This window comes from Isoptericola dokdonensis DS-3 (assembly GCF_001636295.1).
GTDB classification, from domain to species: Bacteria; Actinomycetota; Actinomycetes; order Actinomycetales; family Cellulomonadaceae; genus Isoptericola; species Isoptericola dokdonensis.
Map to the genome: position 1 here is coordinate 2,722,163 of NZ_CP014209.1, position 15,415 is coordinate 2,737,577.

General features: G+C 74.8%; 16 protein-coding genes. 9 read left to right on the top strand and 7 right to left on the bottom strand.

Features of this window, described 5'->3' with window-relative positions; translation table 11 throughout:
• Positions 1–136: 136 nt before the first annotated feature.
• Positions 137–493 (top strand): ArsR/SmtB family transcription factor, encoded by a 357-nt coding sequence (locus tag I598_RS12655; protein ID WP_068203268.1) that lies wholly within the window; start codon positions 137–139, stop codon positions 491–493.
• Entirely contained in the window at positions 490–1,215 is a 726-nt protein-coding gene (locus I598_RS12660; protein WP_068203269.1) for a hypothetical protein, read from the top strand. The genes I598_RS12655 and I598_RS12660 overlap by 4 nt, the downstream gene beginning before the upstream one ends.
• A 27-nt stretch (positions 1,216–1,242) precedes the next feature.
• Here the strand turns inward: I598_RS12660 and I598_RS12665 are convergent, their stop codons facing one another.
• From I598_RS12665 to hrpA, 3 genes are all read right to left on the bottom strand, one after another.
• Positions 1,243–1,761 carry an O-acetyl-ADP-ribose deacetylase gene (locus tag I598_RS12665; protein ID WP_068203270.1) on the bottom strand — a complete coding sequence of 173 codons (519 nt, stop codon included), beginning with the start codon at positions 1,759–1,761 and terminating at the stop codon, positions 1,243–1,245.
• A 182-nt stretch (positions 1,762–1,943) separates the two neighbouring features.
• Entirely contained in the window at positions 1,944–2,684 is a 741-nt protein-coding gene (locus I598_RS12670) for a DUF4184 family protein (protein WP_068203271.1), read from the bottom strand.
• A gap of 78 nt (positions 2,685–2,762) precedes the next feature.
• The gene (gene hrpA / locus I598_RS12675; protein ID WP_418268495.1) at positions 2,763–7,544 is read right to left on the bottom strand and encodes an ATP-dependent RNA helicase HrpA; all 4,782 of its coding nucleotides are present in this window, start codon (positions 7,542–7,544) and stop codon (positions 2,763–2,765) included.
• A gap of 113 nt (positions 7,545–7,657) precedes the next feature.
• Between hrpA and I598_RS12680 the strand changes: the two genes are divergently transcribed.
• Genes I598_RS12680 through I598_RS12690 form a run of 3 tightly spaced genes read left to right on the top strand, consistent with a single transcriptional unit; the run spans position 7,658 to position 9,938 of the window.
• Positions 7,658–7,954 carry a hypothetical protein gene (locus tag I598_RS12680; protein ID WP_157557229.1) on the top strand — a complete coding sequence of 99 codons (297 nt, stop codon included), beginning with the start codon at positions 7,658–7,660 and terminating at the stop codon, positions 7,952–7,954.
• Positions 7,951–8,304 (top strand): hypothetical protein, encoded by a 354-nt coding sequence (locus I598_RS12685; protein ID WP_068203273.1) that lies wholly within the window; start codon positions 7,951–7,953, stop codon positions 8,302–8,304. The genes I598_RS12680 and I598_RS12685 overlap by 4 nt, the downstream gene beginning before the upstream one ends.
• Positions 8,301–9,938 (top strand): hypothetical protein, encoded by a 1,638-nt coding sequence (locus tag I598_RS12690; protein WP_157557230.1) that lies wholly within the window; start codon positions 8,301–8,303, stop codon positions 9,936–9,938. The genes I598_RS12685 and I598_RS12690 overlap by 4 nt, the downstream gene beginning before the upstream one ends.
• Before the next feature lie 23 nt (positions 9,939–9,961).
• On the opposite strand, the gene I598_RS12695 is transcribed toward I598_RS12690, so the two are convergent.
• Together I598_RS12695 and I598_RS12700 are read right to left on the bottom strand one after the other, a co-directional pair.
• Entirely contained in the window at positions 9,962–10,621 is a 660-nt protein-coding gene (locus tag I598_RS12695) for a hypothetical protein (RefSeq protein WP_068203275.1), read from the bottom strand.
• Positions 10,622–11,068, bottom strand: a complete 447-nt coding sequence (locus tag I598_RS12700) for a hypothetical protein (RefSeq protein ID WP_068203276.1) — start codon at positions 11,066–11,068, stop codon at positions 10,622–10,624.
• Positions 11,069–11,169: 101 nt separating this feature from the next.
• Between I598_RS12700 and I598_RS17915 the strand changes: the two genes are divergently transcribed.
• From I598_RS17915 to I598_RS12715, 3 genes are read left to right on the top strand one after another with little or no spacing between them, the layout of a single operon-like run.
• On the top strand, positions 11,170–11,487 hold the full coding sequence (locus tag I598_RS17915; protein ID WP_198155692.1) for a FitA-like ribbon-helix-helix domain-containing protein: 318 nt from the start codon (positions 11,170–11,172) through the stop codon (positions 11,485–11,487).
• Positions 11,484–11,906, top strand: a complete 423-nt coding sequence (locus I598_RS12710) for a type II toxin-antitoxin system VapC family toxin (RefSeq protein WP_068203277.1) — start codon at positions 11,484–11,486, stop codon at positions 11,904–11,906. Before I598_RS17915 ends, I598_RS12710 begins: the two co-directional genes overlap by 4 nt.
• Before the next feature lie 37 nt (positions 11,907–11,943).
• Positions 11,944–12,789, top strand: a complete 846-nt coding sequence (locus I598_RS12715; protein ID WP_068203278.1) for a siderophore-interacting protein — start codon at positions 11,944–11,946, stop codon at positions 12,787–12,789.
• Between the two features lie 15 nt (positions 12,790–12,804).
• Here the strand turns inward: I598_RS12715 and I598_RS12720 are convergent, their stop codons facing one another.
• Complete coding sequence (locus I598_RS12720; RefSeq protein ID WP_418268496.1) at positions 12,805–13,527, bottom strand: class I SAM-dependent methyltransferase; 723 nt, start codon at positions 13,525–13,527, stop codon at positions 12,805–12,807.
• An 87-nt stretch (positions 13,528–13,614) separates the two neighbouring features.
• Here I598_RS12720 and I598_RS12725 point away from each other — a divergent pair, with 87 nt between their 5' ends.
• Positions 13,615–14,895: an amidohydrolase gene (locus I598_RS12725; protein WP_198155693.1), complete on the top strand. Its 1,281-nt coding sequence runs from the start codon at positions 13,615–13,617 to the stop codon at positions 14,893–14,895.
• Positions 14,896–14,926: 31 nt separating this feature from the next.
• Here the strand turns inward: I598_RS12725 and I598_RS12730 are convergent, their stop codons facing one another.
• Positions 14,927–15,400, bottom strand: a complete 474-nt coding sequence (locus tag I598_RS12730; protein WP_157557231.1) for a hypothetical protein — start codon at positions 15,398–15,400, stop codon at positions 14,927–14,929.
• Positions 15,401–15,415 lie beyond the last annotated feature (15 nt).

Here is a 15,415-nt window from a genome sequence, read left to right on the forward strand (position 1 = left end):
GTCCTGCTGCGCCGCGTCGAGGACCCGGGCGTCGACAGGGCGCCGCCGGATCGTGCAGGACCGTCGGCGGCGATCCGGTCGGCACCGCACGAGGCGCAGGCGTGCGGGACGGCTGCCCGTCCGATACTATTTCGATGTGACGCGAAATAGCGAAGAAGCGGCGAGCGGACTGTTCGCCGCCCTCGCGCACGAGGGAAGGCGGGACGTCCTGCGCTTCCTGCGCGACCGGGACTACGTGCGCGCCGGCGACATCGGTACGGCGCTCGCGATCGGGCCGAGCACGCTGTCGGGCCACCTCAAGGTGCTCCGACAGGCCGGGCTCGTCGAGTCCCGCCGACGCGGTACGGAGATCCAGTACCGACTCCGGATGAGCCTCGTGGACGAGGCGATCCTGGCGCTCATGGCCCTGCGTCGCGAGCAGGGCGCCCCGGGCCCCGACGACCCCGAGCACGTCTCGTCCCCGACGGACGAACGAGAGGAGCCGATCCGATGAGCACGACGCACAGGACCGCGGACGCCCAGGGCAGCACGGCACCGCCGTGGCTGATGATCCCCTGGCCCGGGGCCGCGATCGCTCTCGGGGCCGTCGCCGCCATGGTGACGACGTCGATCGTCGCCTGGCCCGAGATGTCCGCCGAGATCGTCACGCGTGCCGCGGACGGACGGCACGGCGAGAGCGTGTCGAGCCGGGGCATGACGGCCGTCGCCCTGCCGCTGGCGCTGCTCGTGCTGACCGCACTGCTGTCCGTCGTCCCCCGGCTCGACCACGAGCTGCTCCACCGCACACCGCTCGGCCAGGACCGCGACCCGGAGCGGGCGCGGCGCGTCCTCAGCTGGACGCTGAGCGGGCTGTCCGTCGTGCTGCTCGTCCTGCACGTCGGGCTGGTCTCGCAGCACACCGGGGACGCCTTCCCCCTGGAGCAGGCGGTGGCGGGTGCTGTCGGCGCCTTCCTGGTCTGCCTGGGCGTGGCACTGCCCCTGGCGGCGCCGGGTGGGCGGTTCGACGGTCGCGTCGAGCGCTTCCGGGCCGCGCTCGGACCCGCCTACCGCGTCGCGGGGATCGTCCTCGTCGTCGGCGGCGTGGCCACGGTGATGGCAGCCGTCGTCTCCTCGCAGGCGGCGATGGCGACCGCGGTGACCGCGGTCGTGGTCACGTTCCTCGTGCTGCTCGGTCTGGCGCTGGGTCGCCGGTGGTCGCGCGACGGGAAGAGCTGAGAGCGCCGCTCGGTCGCCGCCAGGTCGTCAGGCGGACAGGGCGTCCTCGAACGTCGCCATGACGTCGGCGCTGAACAGCACGAAGCGGACCTCGTCGATCGCTCCCGGGTTCTCGTCGTGCCAGGTGCTGACGGCGTCGACGGCGATCCGCGCGACGTCGGCCGGGTCCCAGCCGTAGACGCCCGCGCTCACCGCGGGGAACGCGACCGTGCGGGCCTTCGCGTCCGCGGTGACGTCGAGCGAGCGCGTGAAGCAGGACGCGAGACGGCGCGGGTTCGTCTGGCCGCGGTGCCGGTTCGGGCCCACCGTGTGCACCACCCACATCGCGGGCAGGTCGAAGCCCGGGGTGACGACGGCGTCCCCGACGTCGAGCCCGTCCGGCAGCGTGGTGCTCCGCAGCTCCTGGCACGCCGCCAGCAGCCGCGGACCCGCCGCGGCGTGGATCGCGCCGTCCACCCCGCCCCCGCCCAGCAGCGAGGAGTTCGCCGCGTTGATCGCCTCGGTCGTGGCGGTGGTGATGTCGCCCTGCTCGGCGGTGATGCGCATGGTGGCCTCCTGTCGGCGAGAGCCCCGGCCGGAGCGCAGGGCGGCGTGCTGTCCAGGTCGTCCTACGACCGTAGGCCGTGACGCGCCGCACGGAAAGTCCGGCCCACCTAGGCGGCCGCGCCGCGAGCCGGACGGGTGATGCGTCGACGACGCGCCTGCCGGAGGCCTCCCGGACCTGCGCGTCAGGCGACCCCTGCCGGCCGGGCCTCCCTGGCGCGCGCCACGGCGCCGTGCCAGCACGCCCCCGTCACGGCTGCGGCGAGCACCAAACCCTGGACGCCCGCGACGGCGGCAGCCACCGCGCCGTGGTGCAGGTCGTCCGCACCGGCGAGCGCGACGGCCCCCGCGACGACGGCCACCGCGGGGGCCACGAGGAACCAGAGCAGCGGCCGGGCCACCCGGGAGGCCCGCGGTGCGACCGGCTCCCTGGCGATCCAGCGGACCGTGTACGTCGCGACGACCAGGAGTCCCAGCACCCCGGACGCCCACTGCGCCCACTGCGCGCCCGCGATCCCGGCGTGCTCGCTCGCGAGCCACGGCACGTGCGTCGCGATCCATCGACCCTCGTGCGTCGCCGAGTCCCACACGACGTGCGTCAGCGCCCCCAGCGCGGCCGCCACCGGCACGAGGGTCCACTGCCGGGAGGTGAGCCGCGCCCGCGCCGGGACCCGGTCCCGCACCCACGGCGTGACGTCCGCGTACGCGTCCCGCACCAGCGCGAACCACAGCCAGACCGCCACCGACGCCAGCAGCACGTCCAGGGTGAGCACCGCCCACAGGCTGTGGGTGACGTCGTAGCCCGGGCGGCCGGGCAGGAACATCGGCAGGTCCGGCACCGTGGCCCCCGCGACCAGGGCGCTGAGCGGCAGGCCGAGCCGCCGGAGCGGCAGCACGACGGCTGCATGGGCAGGGGTGAACGGCATGGCGTCACCGTAGTGCGCTCCCGGCGATCACCTGAGTCGGCGTGCCCGACGCCGGGTTCGCCCGGCGGCAGGCAGCGGTCACCAGCCGCCGGGGCTGAGGATCTTGCGGATGCGCTTCTCGCTGACGCTGCCGTCGGTGCCGAGCTGCTGGGCGAACAGCGAGACGCGCAGCTCCTCCAGCAGCCAGCGGACGTCGGCGAGCTCGGCCGCGCGGGCCGGGTCGGGCGCCCCGGCCGCGTACGTCGCACGGGCCTGGGTGTACACGCCGGTGACGTCGCGGATGCGCCAGGCGAGCTCCCCGTCCCGGACCGGGTTGGCCTGCGCCTTGTCGAGCCGGTAGGAGTCGGCCCGCAGGTAGCGCACCAGGTGCGGGAGGCGCCGGGGCGGCGTCGCGGAGACGAAGCCGTCGTGCACCAGCGTGGCCACGTGCTCGCGCACGTCCTGCAACGTGCTGAGCAGCGCGAGCGACGACGACGCCCGCACCTCGCCCTCGACGGTGCGCCACGCGGTCAGCGCGGCGACCACGTGCCCGACGACGCGGTGCACCTCGTCCTCCAGGTGCTGCCGCACGAAGGTCAGCGCAGACTTGTACGACTCGGCGTCCCGAATATGTACAGCATCCGGCCCGCCTGTCGGCGTGCCGGGCGCCTTCTCACCGTCCGGGCTGGTCAGCGCGATCACGGCGGCGAGCTGGAGGTCTGCCACGAGCGCGTCGGTGTTCTTGTACGGTGCCGCGGCGAGCGTCAGCGCCTGGTTCCCCGACCATCGCGACGACACCCGACCCGTCGCCAGCGCCACTTCGGACAGCAGCAGCCGGCGCACGCCGCGCGCGTGCACGACGTCCCGCTCGGTCACGTCGGCCAGCACCCGCAGCGCCACCGACGGCGCAGCCTTCGATCCCGAGCCCTTCGCTCCCGGCTCCTCGACGAGCGCCGGGTACCCCCGCACCACCACCCCGCCGCCGAGGTCCGTCGACACCGCCGCGGGCAGCACGCCGTCGGCGAGCGAAGCCGGCCACGTCGCCAACCCGGACTCCTCGCGCACCACGGAGCCCGTACCGGACGAAGCGCCGGGTGTCCCCTCCGCGGAACCGGGCGCTGAGGGTGTCGGTGCGCCGCCGTCAAGCCGTAGCGGAGGGCCCCCCGGGGCCCGTGAGCGAGGCGGCGCACCGACACCCTCAGCACCCGGCGAACCAGCCGCCTGCGCCGACGCACCAGCACCTGCCGCGGACGACGACCGTGCCTCCTCGAGCGCGAGACCCACAGCCCCCTTGACGGCGGCCCGGACCGCTTCCTCCGCCTGGGCCGCGAACCGCTTCTGGAGCGAGAGCAGGTCCTTCGACTCGCCGAGGACGACGGGCTTGCCCGACGGTCCGGCGTCGTGGCCCCGGCCAGGTCGTCGACCGCGCCCCTTGCCGGCTCGGCCGGCACCGGTGTCGGCGGGGGCCGGACCCTCGACGCGGAACGTCATGCGCAGGTGCGCGGGCAGGCGTTCGACGCGCTCGGCGTCCCACACGTCGTCGTCGATGACGACGTCGCGCAGGGCACGCACGGCGCGCGTGAACTCGACGTGGAACGGCGGCGCCATCTCCCCGGCGCGGGTCATGTCGGACCAGGAGGGGGTGTTCTCGCGCAGCCAGCCGGCGACGGCGGCGCCGACGTCGGGCGCGGGGACGAGCTCGCGGCGGACCGCCTTGGGCAGTGACCGGATGGTGGCGACGCACAGCTCGTCGATCAGGCCGGGCACCATGCGGTCGAACCCGGCGGGGGAGACGCGGTTGAGGATCGACACGGGGACGTGCACGGTGACGCCGTCGGCGTCGGCGCCGGGGGAGAACTGGTAGGTGAGCGGCAGGGTGACCTCGCCCTGCGTCCACGTCTCCGGGAACTGGGTGGTGTCGACGGCGTCGGCGTCGACGAGCTGTGCGAGCGTGAAGGTGAGCAGGTCGGGGTCGTCCCGCTGCGCGGACTTCCACCAGGTGTCGAAGTGGCGGGCGCTGACGACGTCGGCGGGGACCCGCTCGTCGTAGAAGGCGAACAGGTCGTCCTCGGAGGCGACGAGGCCGCGCTGCCGGGACCGCGCCTCGAGCTCCTCGGCCTCGGCGAGCAGCCGCCGGTTCTCGGCGAAGAACCGATGGTGGGTCGTCCACTGGCCCTCGACGAGCGCGTGCCGGACGAACATCTCGCGGGCCGCCTCGGGGTCGACCTTGGCGAACAGCACGGGCCGGTCGGCGACGATGGGCACGCCGTAGAGCAGCACCTTCTCCGTCGCCATGGCGGCGCCCTGCCGGGTGGACCAGTGCGGGTCGGAGTAGGTGCGCTTCGCGAGGTCGCCGGCGAGCGACTCGGCCCACTCGGGCTGGATCTTCGCGACGTCGCGCGCCCACAGCCGGGACGTCTCGACGAGCTCGCCCGCCATGATCCACTCGGGCGGCTTCTTGCTCAGCGGCGACCCGGGGAAGATCGCGAACCGCGCCCCGCGCGCGCCCAGGTACTCGTTGCGGGCCCGCTTCGCGGCCTGCCGCAGCGCCCGGGCCCGCGCCTCGCCCCGCAGGTGCGCGACGGAGGACGCCTTGATCTCCCCGGTGTCCTGCATCCCGATCTGCGACAGCATGCCGCTCAGCAGCGCCCGGTGCACGGTGTCGCCGTCCCAGACGCGCCGCCAGTCCTGCGTGTCCCCTCCGGCTGTCGCGTCTCTGCCATCCGACGCCGGTCGAGAGTCGTCCGTGCCATTCGACGAAGCGGGTCCGGTGGAGGTCGGTGCGCCGCCGTCAAGCCGTAGCGGAGGGCCCCCTGGGGCCCGTGAGCGAGGCGGCGCACCGACCTCCACCGGACCCGCGGCCCGCGGACGGTACGAGATGTCGATGTCGAGCTGCTTCGCCATCTGGCGGAGCTGCGCGACGACGTCCTGCCACTCGCGGATGCGCAGGAAGTTGAGGTGCTCGGACTTGCAGAGGCGGCGGAACGCCGACGACCCCATGGCGTGCTGCTGCTCGCGCAGGTACTCCCAGAGGTTGAGGTAGCTGAGGAAGTCCGACGTCGGGTCGGTGAACCGGCGGTGGAGCTGGTCGGCCTGCTCGCGGCCCTCGGCGGGACGTTCGCGCGGGTCCTGGATGGACAGGGCGGCGGCGATGATCGCGACCTCGTGGGCGACGCCGAGCCTCGCGCCCTCGATGACCATGCGGGCGAGCCGGGGGTCCATGGGGAGGCGGGCGAGGGTGCGGCCGACGTCGGTGAGGTGCACGTCGTTCGACGCCGTGCCGTCGCGCCCGTGTCGACGGCCGAGCGCGCCGAGCTCGGTGAGGAGCTGGACGCCGTCGCGCACGGAGCGCGTGTCCGGGGGTTCGACGAAGGGGAACTTGGCGACGTCGTCGGGGGTGGCGACGACCCCGACGGAGATCATCTGGAGCAGCACGGACGCGAGCGAGGTCCGCAGGATCTCCGGTTCGGTGAACTCGGGGCGGGACACGTAGTCGTCGGCGGAGTAGAGGCGGATCGCGACGCCGTCGGCGACGCGGCCGGAGCGGCCGGAGCGCTGGTTCGCGGACGCCTGGCTGATGGGCTCGATGGGGAGCCGCTGCACCTTGGTCGCCTTGGAGTAGCGGGAGATGCGGGCGGTGCCGGGGTCGACGACGTAGTGGATGCCGGGCACCGTCAGGGACGTCTCGGCGACGTTGGTGGACAGCACGATGCGGCGGCCGGGGTGCGACTGGAAGACGCGGTGCTGCTCGGCGGCGGACAGTCGCGAGTACAGCGGCAGGATCTCGACGTGCTGCGGGTGCTTGACGTCCCGCACGCGCTCCTTGAGGTGACCTTCGAGGGCGTCGGCGGCGTCGTGGATCTCCCGCTCGCCGGACAGGAAGACGAGGATGTCGCCGGGGCCCTCGCGCATCAGCTCGTCGCAGGCCTCGACGATGCCGGTGACGAGGTCCTTCTCCTCGCCCTTCTTCTTGGCGGGGGCCGCCGGGTCGGGGTCCGGGGTGAGGGGGCGGTACCGGATCTCGACGGGGTAGGTGCGCCCGGAGACCTCGACGACGGGGGCGGCGTCGGGCAGGACGTCGACGACGGCCTGCGGGGCCCCGCCGATCTCGGCGAGGTGCGACGGCGAGAAGTGCTCGGCGAACCGCGCGGAGTCGATCGTCGCGGACGTGATGACGACCTTGAGGTCGGGGCGGCGCGGCAGCAGGCGGGAGAGGTAGCCGAGCAGGAAGTCGATGTTGAGGGACCGCTCGTGCGCCTCGTCGATGACGATGGTGTCGTAGGCGAGCAGGTCGGGGTCGCGCTGGATCTGCGCGAGGAGGATGCCGTCCGTCATCACCTTGACGAGGGTGTCCTCGCCGGACGTGTCCGTGAACCGCACCTGGTACCCGACGACGCCGCCCAGCTCGCCCCCGAGCTCCTCGGCGATGCGCTCGGCCACGGAGCGGGCCGCGATGCGGCGGGGCTGGGTGTGCCCGATCTGCCCGGCGCGGCCCCGGCCGAGGTCGAGGAGGATCTTCGGCAGCTGCGTCGTCTTGCCGGAGCCGGTCTCGCCCGCGACGATCACGACCTGGTGCTCGCGGATCGCGTCGGCGATCTCCGCACGGCGGGCGGAGACGGGGAGCTGCTCGGGGTAGACGATGGGCGGGACGACGACGGCGGCGCGCAGCGCTGCCGCCTTGTCGAGCTGCTCACGGCTGACGCGTGCGGGCCCCCCGGTGCGGGCGCGGCCCTGGCCGGTGCGGCGTCCGCGACGTCGGCCCTCGCCCCGGCCGCCGTCCTGGCGCCGCTCGCCGTGCGCCGCGCCGTCCGGGTGCGGACGGCGGTCAGGAGTGTCGCCGTCCGTGCGGGACGATGCGGCGGGGGAGGGCTCGGTGCTCACGGCGCACCATTCTCCCAGCCGGTGCAAACCGTTATCCCCACCGGGCGTGGACAGGGGGTGCGCACGCCCCTGACCTCCTGACATGCTCGGACAGGGACGAGGGAGGGCGACCGGTGAGCGACGGACTACGGGTGGACGGCGACGGGGTCGCGGGGGTGACGGCGGGACTGCGCGCCCTCGCTGCGGCGTGGTCGCCTTCGCGCGGCGCCACGGACATCGCCGGCGTGGGCTCCGGCGTGGCCGACACGGCGGACGAGGCCGCGGCCCGCTGGTCGACCGAGCTGACGACGGCGGGCGACGGGCTGCAGGACCTGGCCGACGTCGTCGATGCCGCCGTGGCCGAGGTCGCCGCGACCGACGCCGGCCTCGCCCGGGCCGCGCAGGGCGGCCGGCGGCAGGAGGCCGTATGACCGCCGCGAGCCCGGTGGCGGCGCCGGCGCCGCCGGAAGCGGGCGGAGCGCCGTCGGACACCGTGCCGTGGGACGCCCGCGACGTCGCCCGCTGGGTGGGACGGCTGGGCATCGCCGGGATCTCGTGGCCTACGACGCGTCGCCTCGCCGTCGCCGTCGACCTGGCGGGCATCGCCCGGGTCGCGGCCCTGGGGGACGCCGTGGTGGAGGGATCGCCGGCGGGTCGGACCGTGGTGCAGGCGCTGCTCGCCGAGGTCCGGCCGCTCCCCGTCCCGGCGGACTTCCTCCACCAGGTGGCGCGCACGCAACGGCTGGTGTCCCGCGACGGCTCCGGGGAGGGACCCGAATGAGCTTGCAGGACGGGATCGATCGTTGCGAGGAGATCCTGCGCTGGGCGCAGCAGGCGCGGCACGGCTCCTTCGCGGCACCCACGACCGGCGGGGTGATCGTGCGGCTGCAGGACATGCAGGCCCTGGCCCACGGGTGGGGTGGCGCGGCGGTCGTCGCACCGGACGGCTCGCCCGCCGACGTCCGGCGCAGTGCCGCCACGTACGGGGTGACGGCCGACAGCCTGCGGTCGGCCGCCACCCGGCTCCGGGAGGAGGCGGCCGCCGTCGAGGACGTGCTGGAGGGCGACGCCGCCCAGGCTGCGGTCGTCGCGGTCGCTGCGTTCGCGGACCTCGCGGAGCTCGAGGCCACCGGGGCGGACGTGGTCGGTGACGCCCTGGCGTCGTACGCGTCGGCGCTCGCCGCGGCCCAGGCCGCGCACGCGACGTCGGCCGGGGCGCTCGACGACGCGCGCTCGGCGGTGCTCGGGCTGGACGTGCCCGACTGGTCCGACGACCTGGAGCCGGGGGAGTGCCGTGCCCTGATCGCGCGGGCCGACGGCCTGCTCGACGAGGCGATCGGCGCCGCGACCGGCTGCCGGGACGCCCTGCGCGACGCGCTCGACGCCGAGACCACGCTGCGGTTCGCGCTCGGGGACGCGGCCGGGCACGCCCGCCTCGCCGGCTTCACGCCGTCCACGGCCACGACCACGGTCGACGCCGTGCTGGCGCTCGCGGCAGGCGTGGACGACCCGGACCAGGCCGTCGTCTCCGCCGACGAGTGGGCCGCCTACCTCGTCGCGCGCCAGGAGCTGTCCGCGGCGGACCGGGACCGGCTGGACGCGGCGCTCGCGGACGCGCGTAGCCCGGAGGAGCGGCAGATGGTCATCTCCGCCGTCGCCACGGGTGCGGGCCTCGCACTCACCCTCGCGCTGGCCCGGCGTCTGAGCGAGATGTCGAGCGACGACGTGCGGCGGATCGGGACGATGGGGATCCTGTCGCAGGACCGTGACTTCGAGTCGCGGGTGCGGACCATCGACGGGTCGGTGGTGAAGCAGCGGACGGGCACCACCTGCGGGTCCGCGTCCCTCCTCATGCTCGCCGCCCAGCGTGACCCGTTCCTTGCGTTGTTCCTGGCGCGGGGCGAGCTGGTCGACGGACACGTGCCGGAGTATGTGTCGGATGTCCCGCTGGTCCACCTGATGCCGGACGCCGGCCTCACGTCTGCCCAGCGGCTCGAGTACCTGCAGACCCAGATCCGGATCCAGACGAACAGGTTCACGTTCTGGCCGGGCTCGGTCGTGGGGTCGTCACCGTGGGGGTACGGGGACGAGGTGAGCCGCGTCGTCGGAGCGGACGTCGCGATGGAGTACAGCCTGCTGGGTCCGCACGACGACCCCGCCGACCTTGTCGATCGTGCCGTCGCCGCCGTCGATGCGGGGACACCCGTGCCGTTCCTCGTCGGCCCGGCAGGCACAGACGTCCCCCGGCACTACGTGCTGCTCGTGGGTCATGCGGACGGAGTGCTGGAGTTCTACGAGCCCGGCGTCGGTGCGATCCACACCCTGGCGCTCGACGATGCGCGAGCCGGTGGAGCGGACGGAGCCCGTGCCTTCGGCGGGTGGGACGCGATCTACGGTGCGGCCGTCCCTCGGTGACGTGTCGCCCGGCCGCTGAAACGTCAGGAGCCGGGGATGCTGCCGAAGGGGTCCGGGCCGAGGTCGGGACCGGTCGTCGTGGTGCTGGCCGGGGGTGCCGTGCTGTCGAGGCACGTCTCGCCGGTGAGGGGCTCCAGCTCCCAGGGGTCGGTGGGCTCGGTATGGAACGGAGCGTGGAGGGTGACCCCGCCTCCCCGCTCGACGACCCCGGCCGACACGGCCGCCGTGAAGACGTCGACGGGCAGGGTTCCGGCGAGCTTCACGGCGGTGACGTGTCCCTGACGGGCGTCGACCTCGCAGGTGACGGTGACCAGGGTGACCCCGGCGTCGACCAGCCGGTCCCGCAGGGCGACGCCCGCGTCGAAGATCGGTGGTGGATCGTCCGCCAGGGGGTCGTCGAGGTCGACCTGCTCGTCGGTGAGGTCGTCCCACGGCAGCTCGACGCGGGCCGACGGTCGTTCGGCGACGTAGGCGACCGAGGAACCACGGAGGTCGCGGAGCTCGAGGTCGACGTCGCCGTCGACGGGCATGGCGCTCTCCAGCGCCGCGAGCCGGGCTTCGTCGGTCTCGTCGGGGCCGATCTTGTCGGTGCCGAACGCGCAACCGGTGAGGGTCAGGGCGACGGCGGCCGCGGTGACCGTGGCGCCGCCGCGGCGGACCTGCCACCTCGTGGTCGGGCCCACTCAGTAGCCGGTCATCGAGAACGGGACGGCGAGCAGCACGCCGAACCAGGCGATGAAGACGAGCGCACCGAGCACGGTGAAGATGATCGACAGCCACAGACCCCACGCGCCGATGGCGTTGGGCACCTGCGCTCTGCGTGACGCGGACAGCGACATGGCGGAGACCACGATCCCGGCGACGGGCATGACGAAGGCCAGCACGAGCCCGACGATGCCGAGGGTGCGGCCGGGCGGCTCCGGGGGCTGACCGTAGGCCGGGACGCCGTAGCCGGGCGGCGCGGGATACGAAGCGCCCTGGGCCGAGCCGTACCCGTACCCAGGAGCCGGGGCGGAAGGGTCACCCGGGGTGCCCTGCCACCCACCCGGGGGTGGCGTGCTCTGGCCCGTGTATCCGGTGTACGCGGGCGGCTGGTACCCCTCGTAGGGCTGCTGGCGCGGGTCGCTCATGCGCACAGTGTGGCGGAGCGGGTCGGTGCCGCGCCAGGACCGCGGCGCCGGAGGCAGGGCGCTGCCCCCGGCGTCGGTCCGGTGCTAGCATTCTGCTGTCAGTGGACGGAGGGGTGGCGATGGCGACGGTGACGGTGCGCGGCCTGGACGATGGCGTGAAGGCGCGCCTCCAGGCGATGGCGGTGCGGCACGGGCGGTCCATGGAGGCGGAGGTGCGGGCGATCCTCGCGTCTGCGGCGGGCTCGTCCAGTGCGGTGGAGCGACACCTTGCGCGCGGTGTCGCCGGCGCCGCGACGAGCGCCGACTGGGTGGACCGGGCGCGTGACCTGCTGGAGCGCGCCTGGGACGAGCCGGAGTGGGACGACGACTGGCTCCCGGCGCGGGGCGGCGGGGCCCGACCCCCGGTCGACCTCGGATGAGCTGGCTGGTCGACACGAACGTCCTGTCGGAGCTGACCCGTCGTGCCCCCGACAGGCGCGTGCTCGACTGGGTGGCCGCGCACGCCGATGACCTGGTCACGGCCGCCCCGGTCGTCGCAGAGCTCCTGTACGGCGTCGCGCGCCTGCCGGCCGGCCGCCGCCGGGACGCGCTCTCGCTCGCCGTGGTCACCCTCCTCGAACCCTTCCGCGGTGGGCGTGTGCTGCCCTTCGACGAGCATGCCGCCGTCGAGCTGGCCGCCGTCCGTGTCGCCCGGGAGCGGCGCGGGATGCCCGTCGGGGACGTGGACCTCATGATCGCCGCGACCTGCCGGGCCCACGACGTACCGCTGGTGACGCGGAACGTGCAGGACTTCGTGGGCACGGGCGTGCAGGTCGTCGACCCGTGGCAGGGTCCGTGACGTCCGTGGGCGGCGGCCGTCGTGATGGAATCGAACGGTGACCTCTCGACCGCGCACCGACCTCGACCTGATCCCGCGCCGTGCGCGCGTGCACGCCGTGCGGCGACTCTCGGGCACGATCGTGCGCACGACGCTGCGCGACGTGGCGGGCGCCGACCCGGCGGCGCCGTCGTCGCTCGCGGCGCTGCGCGCCCCGGGGCCGGACGACCACGTGAAGGTCTTCCTCCCGGACCCGGAGACGGGCGTGCTGCACGCGCCGACGCTCGCACCGGACGGCGGGGTCCAGCGGCCGACGGGGGTCGTGTCGATCTCGCGGGAGCTGACGGTCCGCGCGACGCGCACCGTCGACGGCGTCGCGGAGGTCGACCTGGACTGGGTGCTGCACGGCGACGCGGGCCCCGCCTCCGCCTGGGCGGGCCGGGCAGCCGTGGGGGACGAGATCGTTCTCGTCGGACCGGGCACCAGCCGGGGCCTCCCCGAGGGGATCGGCCGGCTGACGATCGCCGTGGACGAGACGGGCCTGCCTGCCGCCGCCCGCTGGCTCGCCGCCGTCGGACCCGACGTGCGCGTCACCGCCGTCGTGGAGATCGGCGACGACGTCGACGAGGCGTTCGTCGAGGACGAGCTCGACGGCGCCGACCTCGAGATCCTCTACCGGACGGACGGCCCGGGGCAGCTCGCCGACGCGGTGCGCTCGCTGGGCGCCCCGGAGCCCGACGAGCACGTCGTCGGATACGGCGAGGCGGGCGACCTGGTGCCGGTGCGTCGGCACCTGCGCTCGTGCGGCGTCGGCCCGGACCGGTCGACGGTCGTCGGCCACTGGCGCCGCGGCACCGTCAACCTGGCGCCCGACGCTCCGCTGGACCCGACCGACCCGGACTGACGGCGCCGGGCACCGTCACCCCGGCCGGCGGAACAGCGCCACCGTGAGGAAGTCGTGCGTGAACACCGGCTCGGCGACGTCCGCCTGCGGCGGGATCGGCCCGATGGCGACCGGTTCGAGCCAGGAGAAGACGTCGACCAGCTCGGCCTCCGTGTAGCCGACCCCCTCGCCGACCCGCCCGGACCGCAGCAGGTCGGCGTCGTCGGCGGTGGACCCCATCCGGCCGGCGGCGAACGTGCAGATCCCGAACCACCCGCCGGGGCGGAGCGCCGAGCGCAGCGTGCGCAGGTAGGAGATGCGGCGGTGCGGGGCCAGGTGGTGGAAGCAGCCGGAGTCGTAGACGAGGTCGAACGGCCCCCCGGGGACGGGCTCGCGCAGCACGTCGACGTCGGCGAACGTGACGTCGAGCCCGGCGGACAGGGTGCGGGCGCGGCCCAGGGTGGTGGCGGCGATGTCGACGCCCGTCGTGCGGACGCCCTGCGCCGCGAGCCACCGGCTGTTGCGGCCGAGCCCGCAGCCGACGTCGAGGGCGGTCGCGATCGTGTCGAGGGGCAGCAGCCCGGCGTCGCGCCAGGCGACGAGGTTCGCGTCGGGCAGGTCGACGGCGAGCGGGTGACCGGGGCGGGTGTACATCGTGTCCCAGTGCTCCGTCGCCGCCCGGCTGGTCGCATCCTCGCGGTCGTCGAACAGTGTGTCGAGCAGGTCCAGCAGGGCGTCGACGCCAGTCAGCCGGTCCACGCGCATCTCCCTCGGTGGCGGTCGGGTCGGACCCGACGCTAGCGAGCGGGCCGCGCGCCGTCGAGGGGTGTTGGGCAGGATGGGCGCGTGAGCGCACTGAGCACCGCCGAGCTGACGGCGATCTACACGGACCTGCACGCCCACCCCGAGCTGGCGTTCGCCGAGCACCGCACCGCGGGGATCGTCGCGGAACGGCTGCGCGGCCTCGGCTACGACGTCCACGGCGGCGTGGGCGGCACCGGCGTCGTCGGTGTGCTGGCCAACGGCGCCGGCCCGCGCGTCCTGCTGCGGGCCGAAATGGACGGCCTGCCCGTCACCGAGCGGACGGGCCTGCCCTACGCGTCGACGGACACGGCGGTCACGCCCGACGGTCACGCCACGGGAACGATGCACGCGTGCGGCCACGACGTGCACGTCACCTGCCTGCTGGGCGCCGCGGCCGAGCTCGCGGACCGCCGGGCCGAGTGGTCCGGCACCGTCGTGGCGCTGTTCCAGCCCGCCGAGGAGGTGGGCGGCGGCGCCCGGGCGATGGTCGACGACGGTCTCTTCGACCGCGTCGGGACGCCCGACGTCGTGCTCGGCCAGCACGTCATGCCGCTGCCCGTCGGCGTCGTCAACCTGACGCCCGGCACCGCGATGGCCGCGACCGACTCCGAGCGCATCACCCTGCACGGCAAGGGCGGGCACGGGTCCAGCCCCGAGGCGACCGTCGACCCCGTCCTCATGGCGGCCGCGACGATCCAGCGGCTCCAGGGCATCGTGTCCCGCGAGGTCGGGGCGGGGGAGAAGGCCGTCGTCACCGTCGGGTCGGTGCGCGCCGGGACGCAGGCGAACATCATCCCGGACCGCGCCGAGCTGCTCGTCAACGTGCGTACGTTCGACGCGGGCGTGCGGGAGCGGGTGCTGGCCGCGATCCACCGGATCGTCGCCGCCGAGGCGGCGGCTTCGGGCGCCCCGCAGCAGCCGGACCACGAGAGCATCGCGACGTTCCGCCTCATGGTCAACGACCCGGCGGCCTCCGAGCGCACCGGGGCCGTCCTCGCCCGCACGCTGGAGCGGCACCGCGGCACCATCGAGGCGGCCGGCGGCACCCCCGCGCTGATCGCGATGCCGCCGCTGCCCGGCTCCGAGGACGTCGGCGACCTCGCGACCGCCGCGGGCGTCCCGCTCGTCTACTGGAACCTCGGCGGGTTCGACACCGCGCTCTTCGCGGGCTTCGACCTGGCCGCGGCCACCGGCATGGGGAACCTGCCCGACGGCGTCGCACCGAACCACTCGCCGTTCTTCGCGCCCGTGCCCGAGCCCACCCTCGACCTGGGTGTCGCGCTGCTGGTCGCCGCCGCGCAGGAGTGGCTCGACGCCGTCTGACGGCCCGCGGGGCGCCGCCGGGCCGGACGGCTCAGCCGGCGGCGCTCTCCGTCTCGCCGCGCAGCGCGTCGATCTGCTCCTGGATCTGCGCGAGGAGGTCCGCGACCTGGTCGGCGCCGTCCTGCCGCGCCTGCTCGGTCACGTGCTTGACCTCGGCGCTCGCGGCCTCCAGCGCGACCTGCGCGTCCTCGAGGGCGACCACGGCGCCGTCCTCGGCGGTCGAGGCCTGCTCGAGCGCCGTGCGGGCCTCGTCGGTGGCGGCCTGGGCGGAGGCGACGGCGTCGGTGACCTGGCCCTGCAGCTCGGCGGGGACCCCGGTGACCTGCTCCTCGAGGGACTGGATGTCCTCCTCGATCGCCTCGGCCTGGCTCTGCGCGTCGGCGATGAACTGCTGGACGTCGACGCTCGTCGAGCACCCGGTGAGCATCATGGCGAGGGCCAGCAGGCCGGCCGCGGCGAAGCGCGAGGTGCCGTGCACGCGGGTGGAGGTCGTCGTCGACGTCATGGCGGCCATTCTGCC

Bases quoted from the DNA above. Each gene is read 5' to 3' on its own strand.
- I598_RS12660 (WP_068203269.1), top strand. From the start codon at position 490: ATGAGCACGACGCACAGGACCGCGGACGCCCAGGGCAGCACGGCACCG.
- I598_RS12665 (WP_068203270.1), bottom strand. From the start codon at position 1,761: ATGCGCATCACCGCCGAGCAGGGCGACATCACCACCGCCACGACCGAG.
- I598_RS12670 (WP_068203271.1), bottom strand. From the start codon at position 2,684: ATGCCGTTCACCCCTGCCCATGCAGCCGTCGTGCTGCCGCTCCGGCGG.
- I598_RS12685 (WP_068203273.1), top strand. From the start codon at position 7,951: ATGACCGCCGCGAGCCCGGTGGCGGCGCCGGCGCCGCCGGAAGCGGGC.
- I598_RS12690 (WP_157557230.1), top strand. From the start codon at position 8,301: ATGAGCTTGCAGGACGGGATCGATCGTTGCGAGGAGATCCTGCGCTGG.
- I598_RS12700 (WP_068203276.1), bottom strand. From the start codon at position 11,068: ATGAGCGACCCGCGCCAGCAGCCCTACGAGGGGTACCAGCCGCCCGCG.
- I598_RS12710 (WP_068203277.1), top strand. From the start codon at position 11,484: ATGAGCTGGCTGGTCGACACGAACGTCCTGTCGGAGCTGACCCGTCGT.
- I598_RS12730 (WP_157557231.1), bottom strand. From the start codon at position 15,400: ATGACGTCGACGACGACCTCCACCCGCGTGCACGGCACCTCGCGCTTC.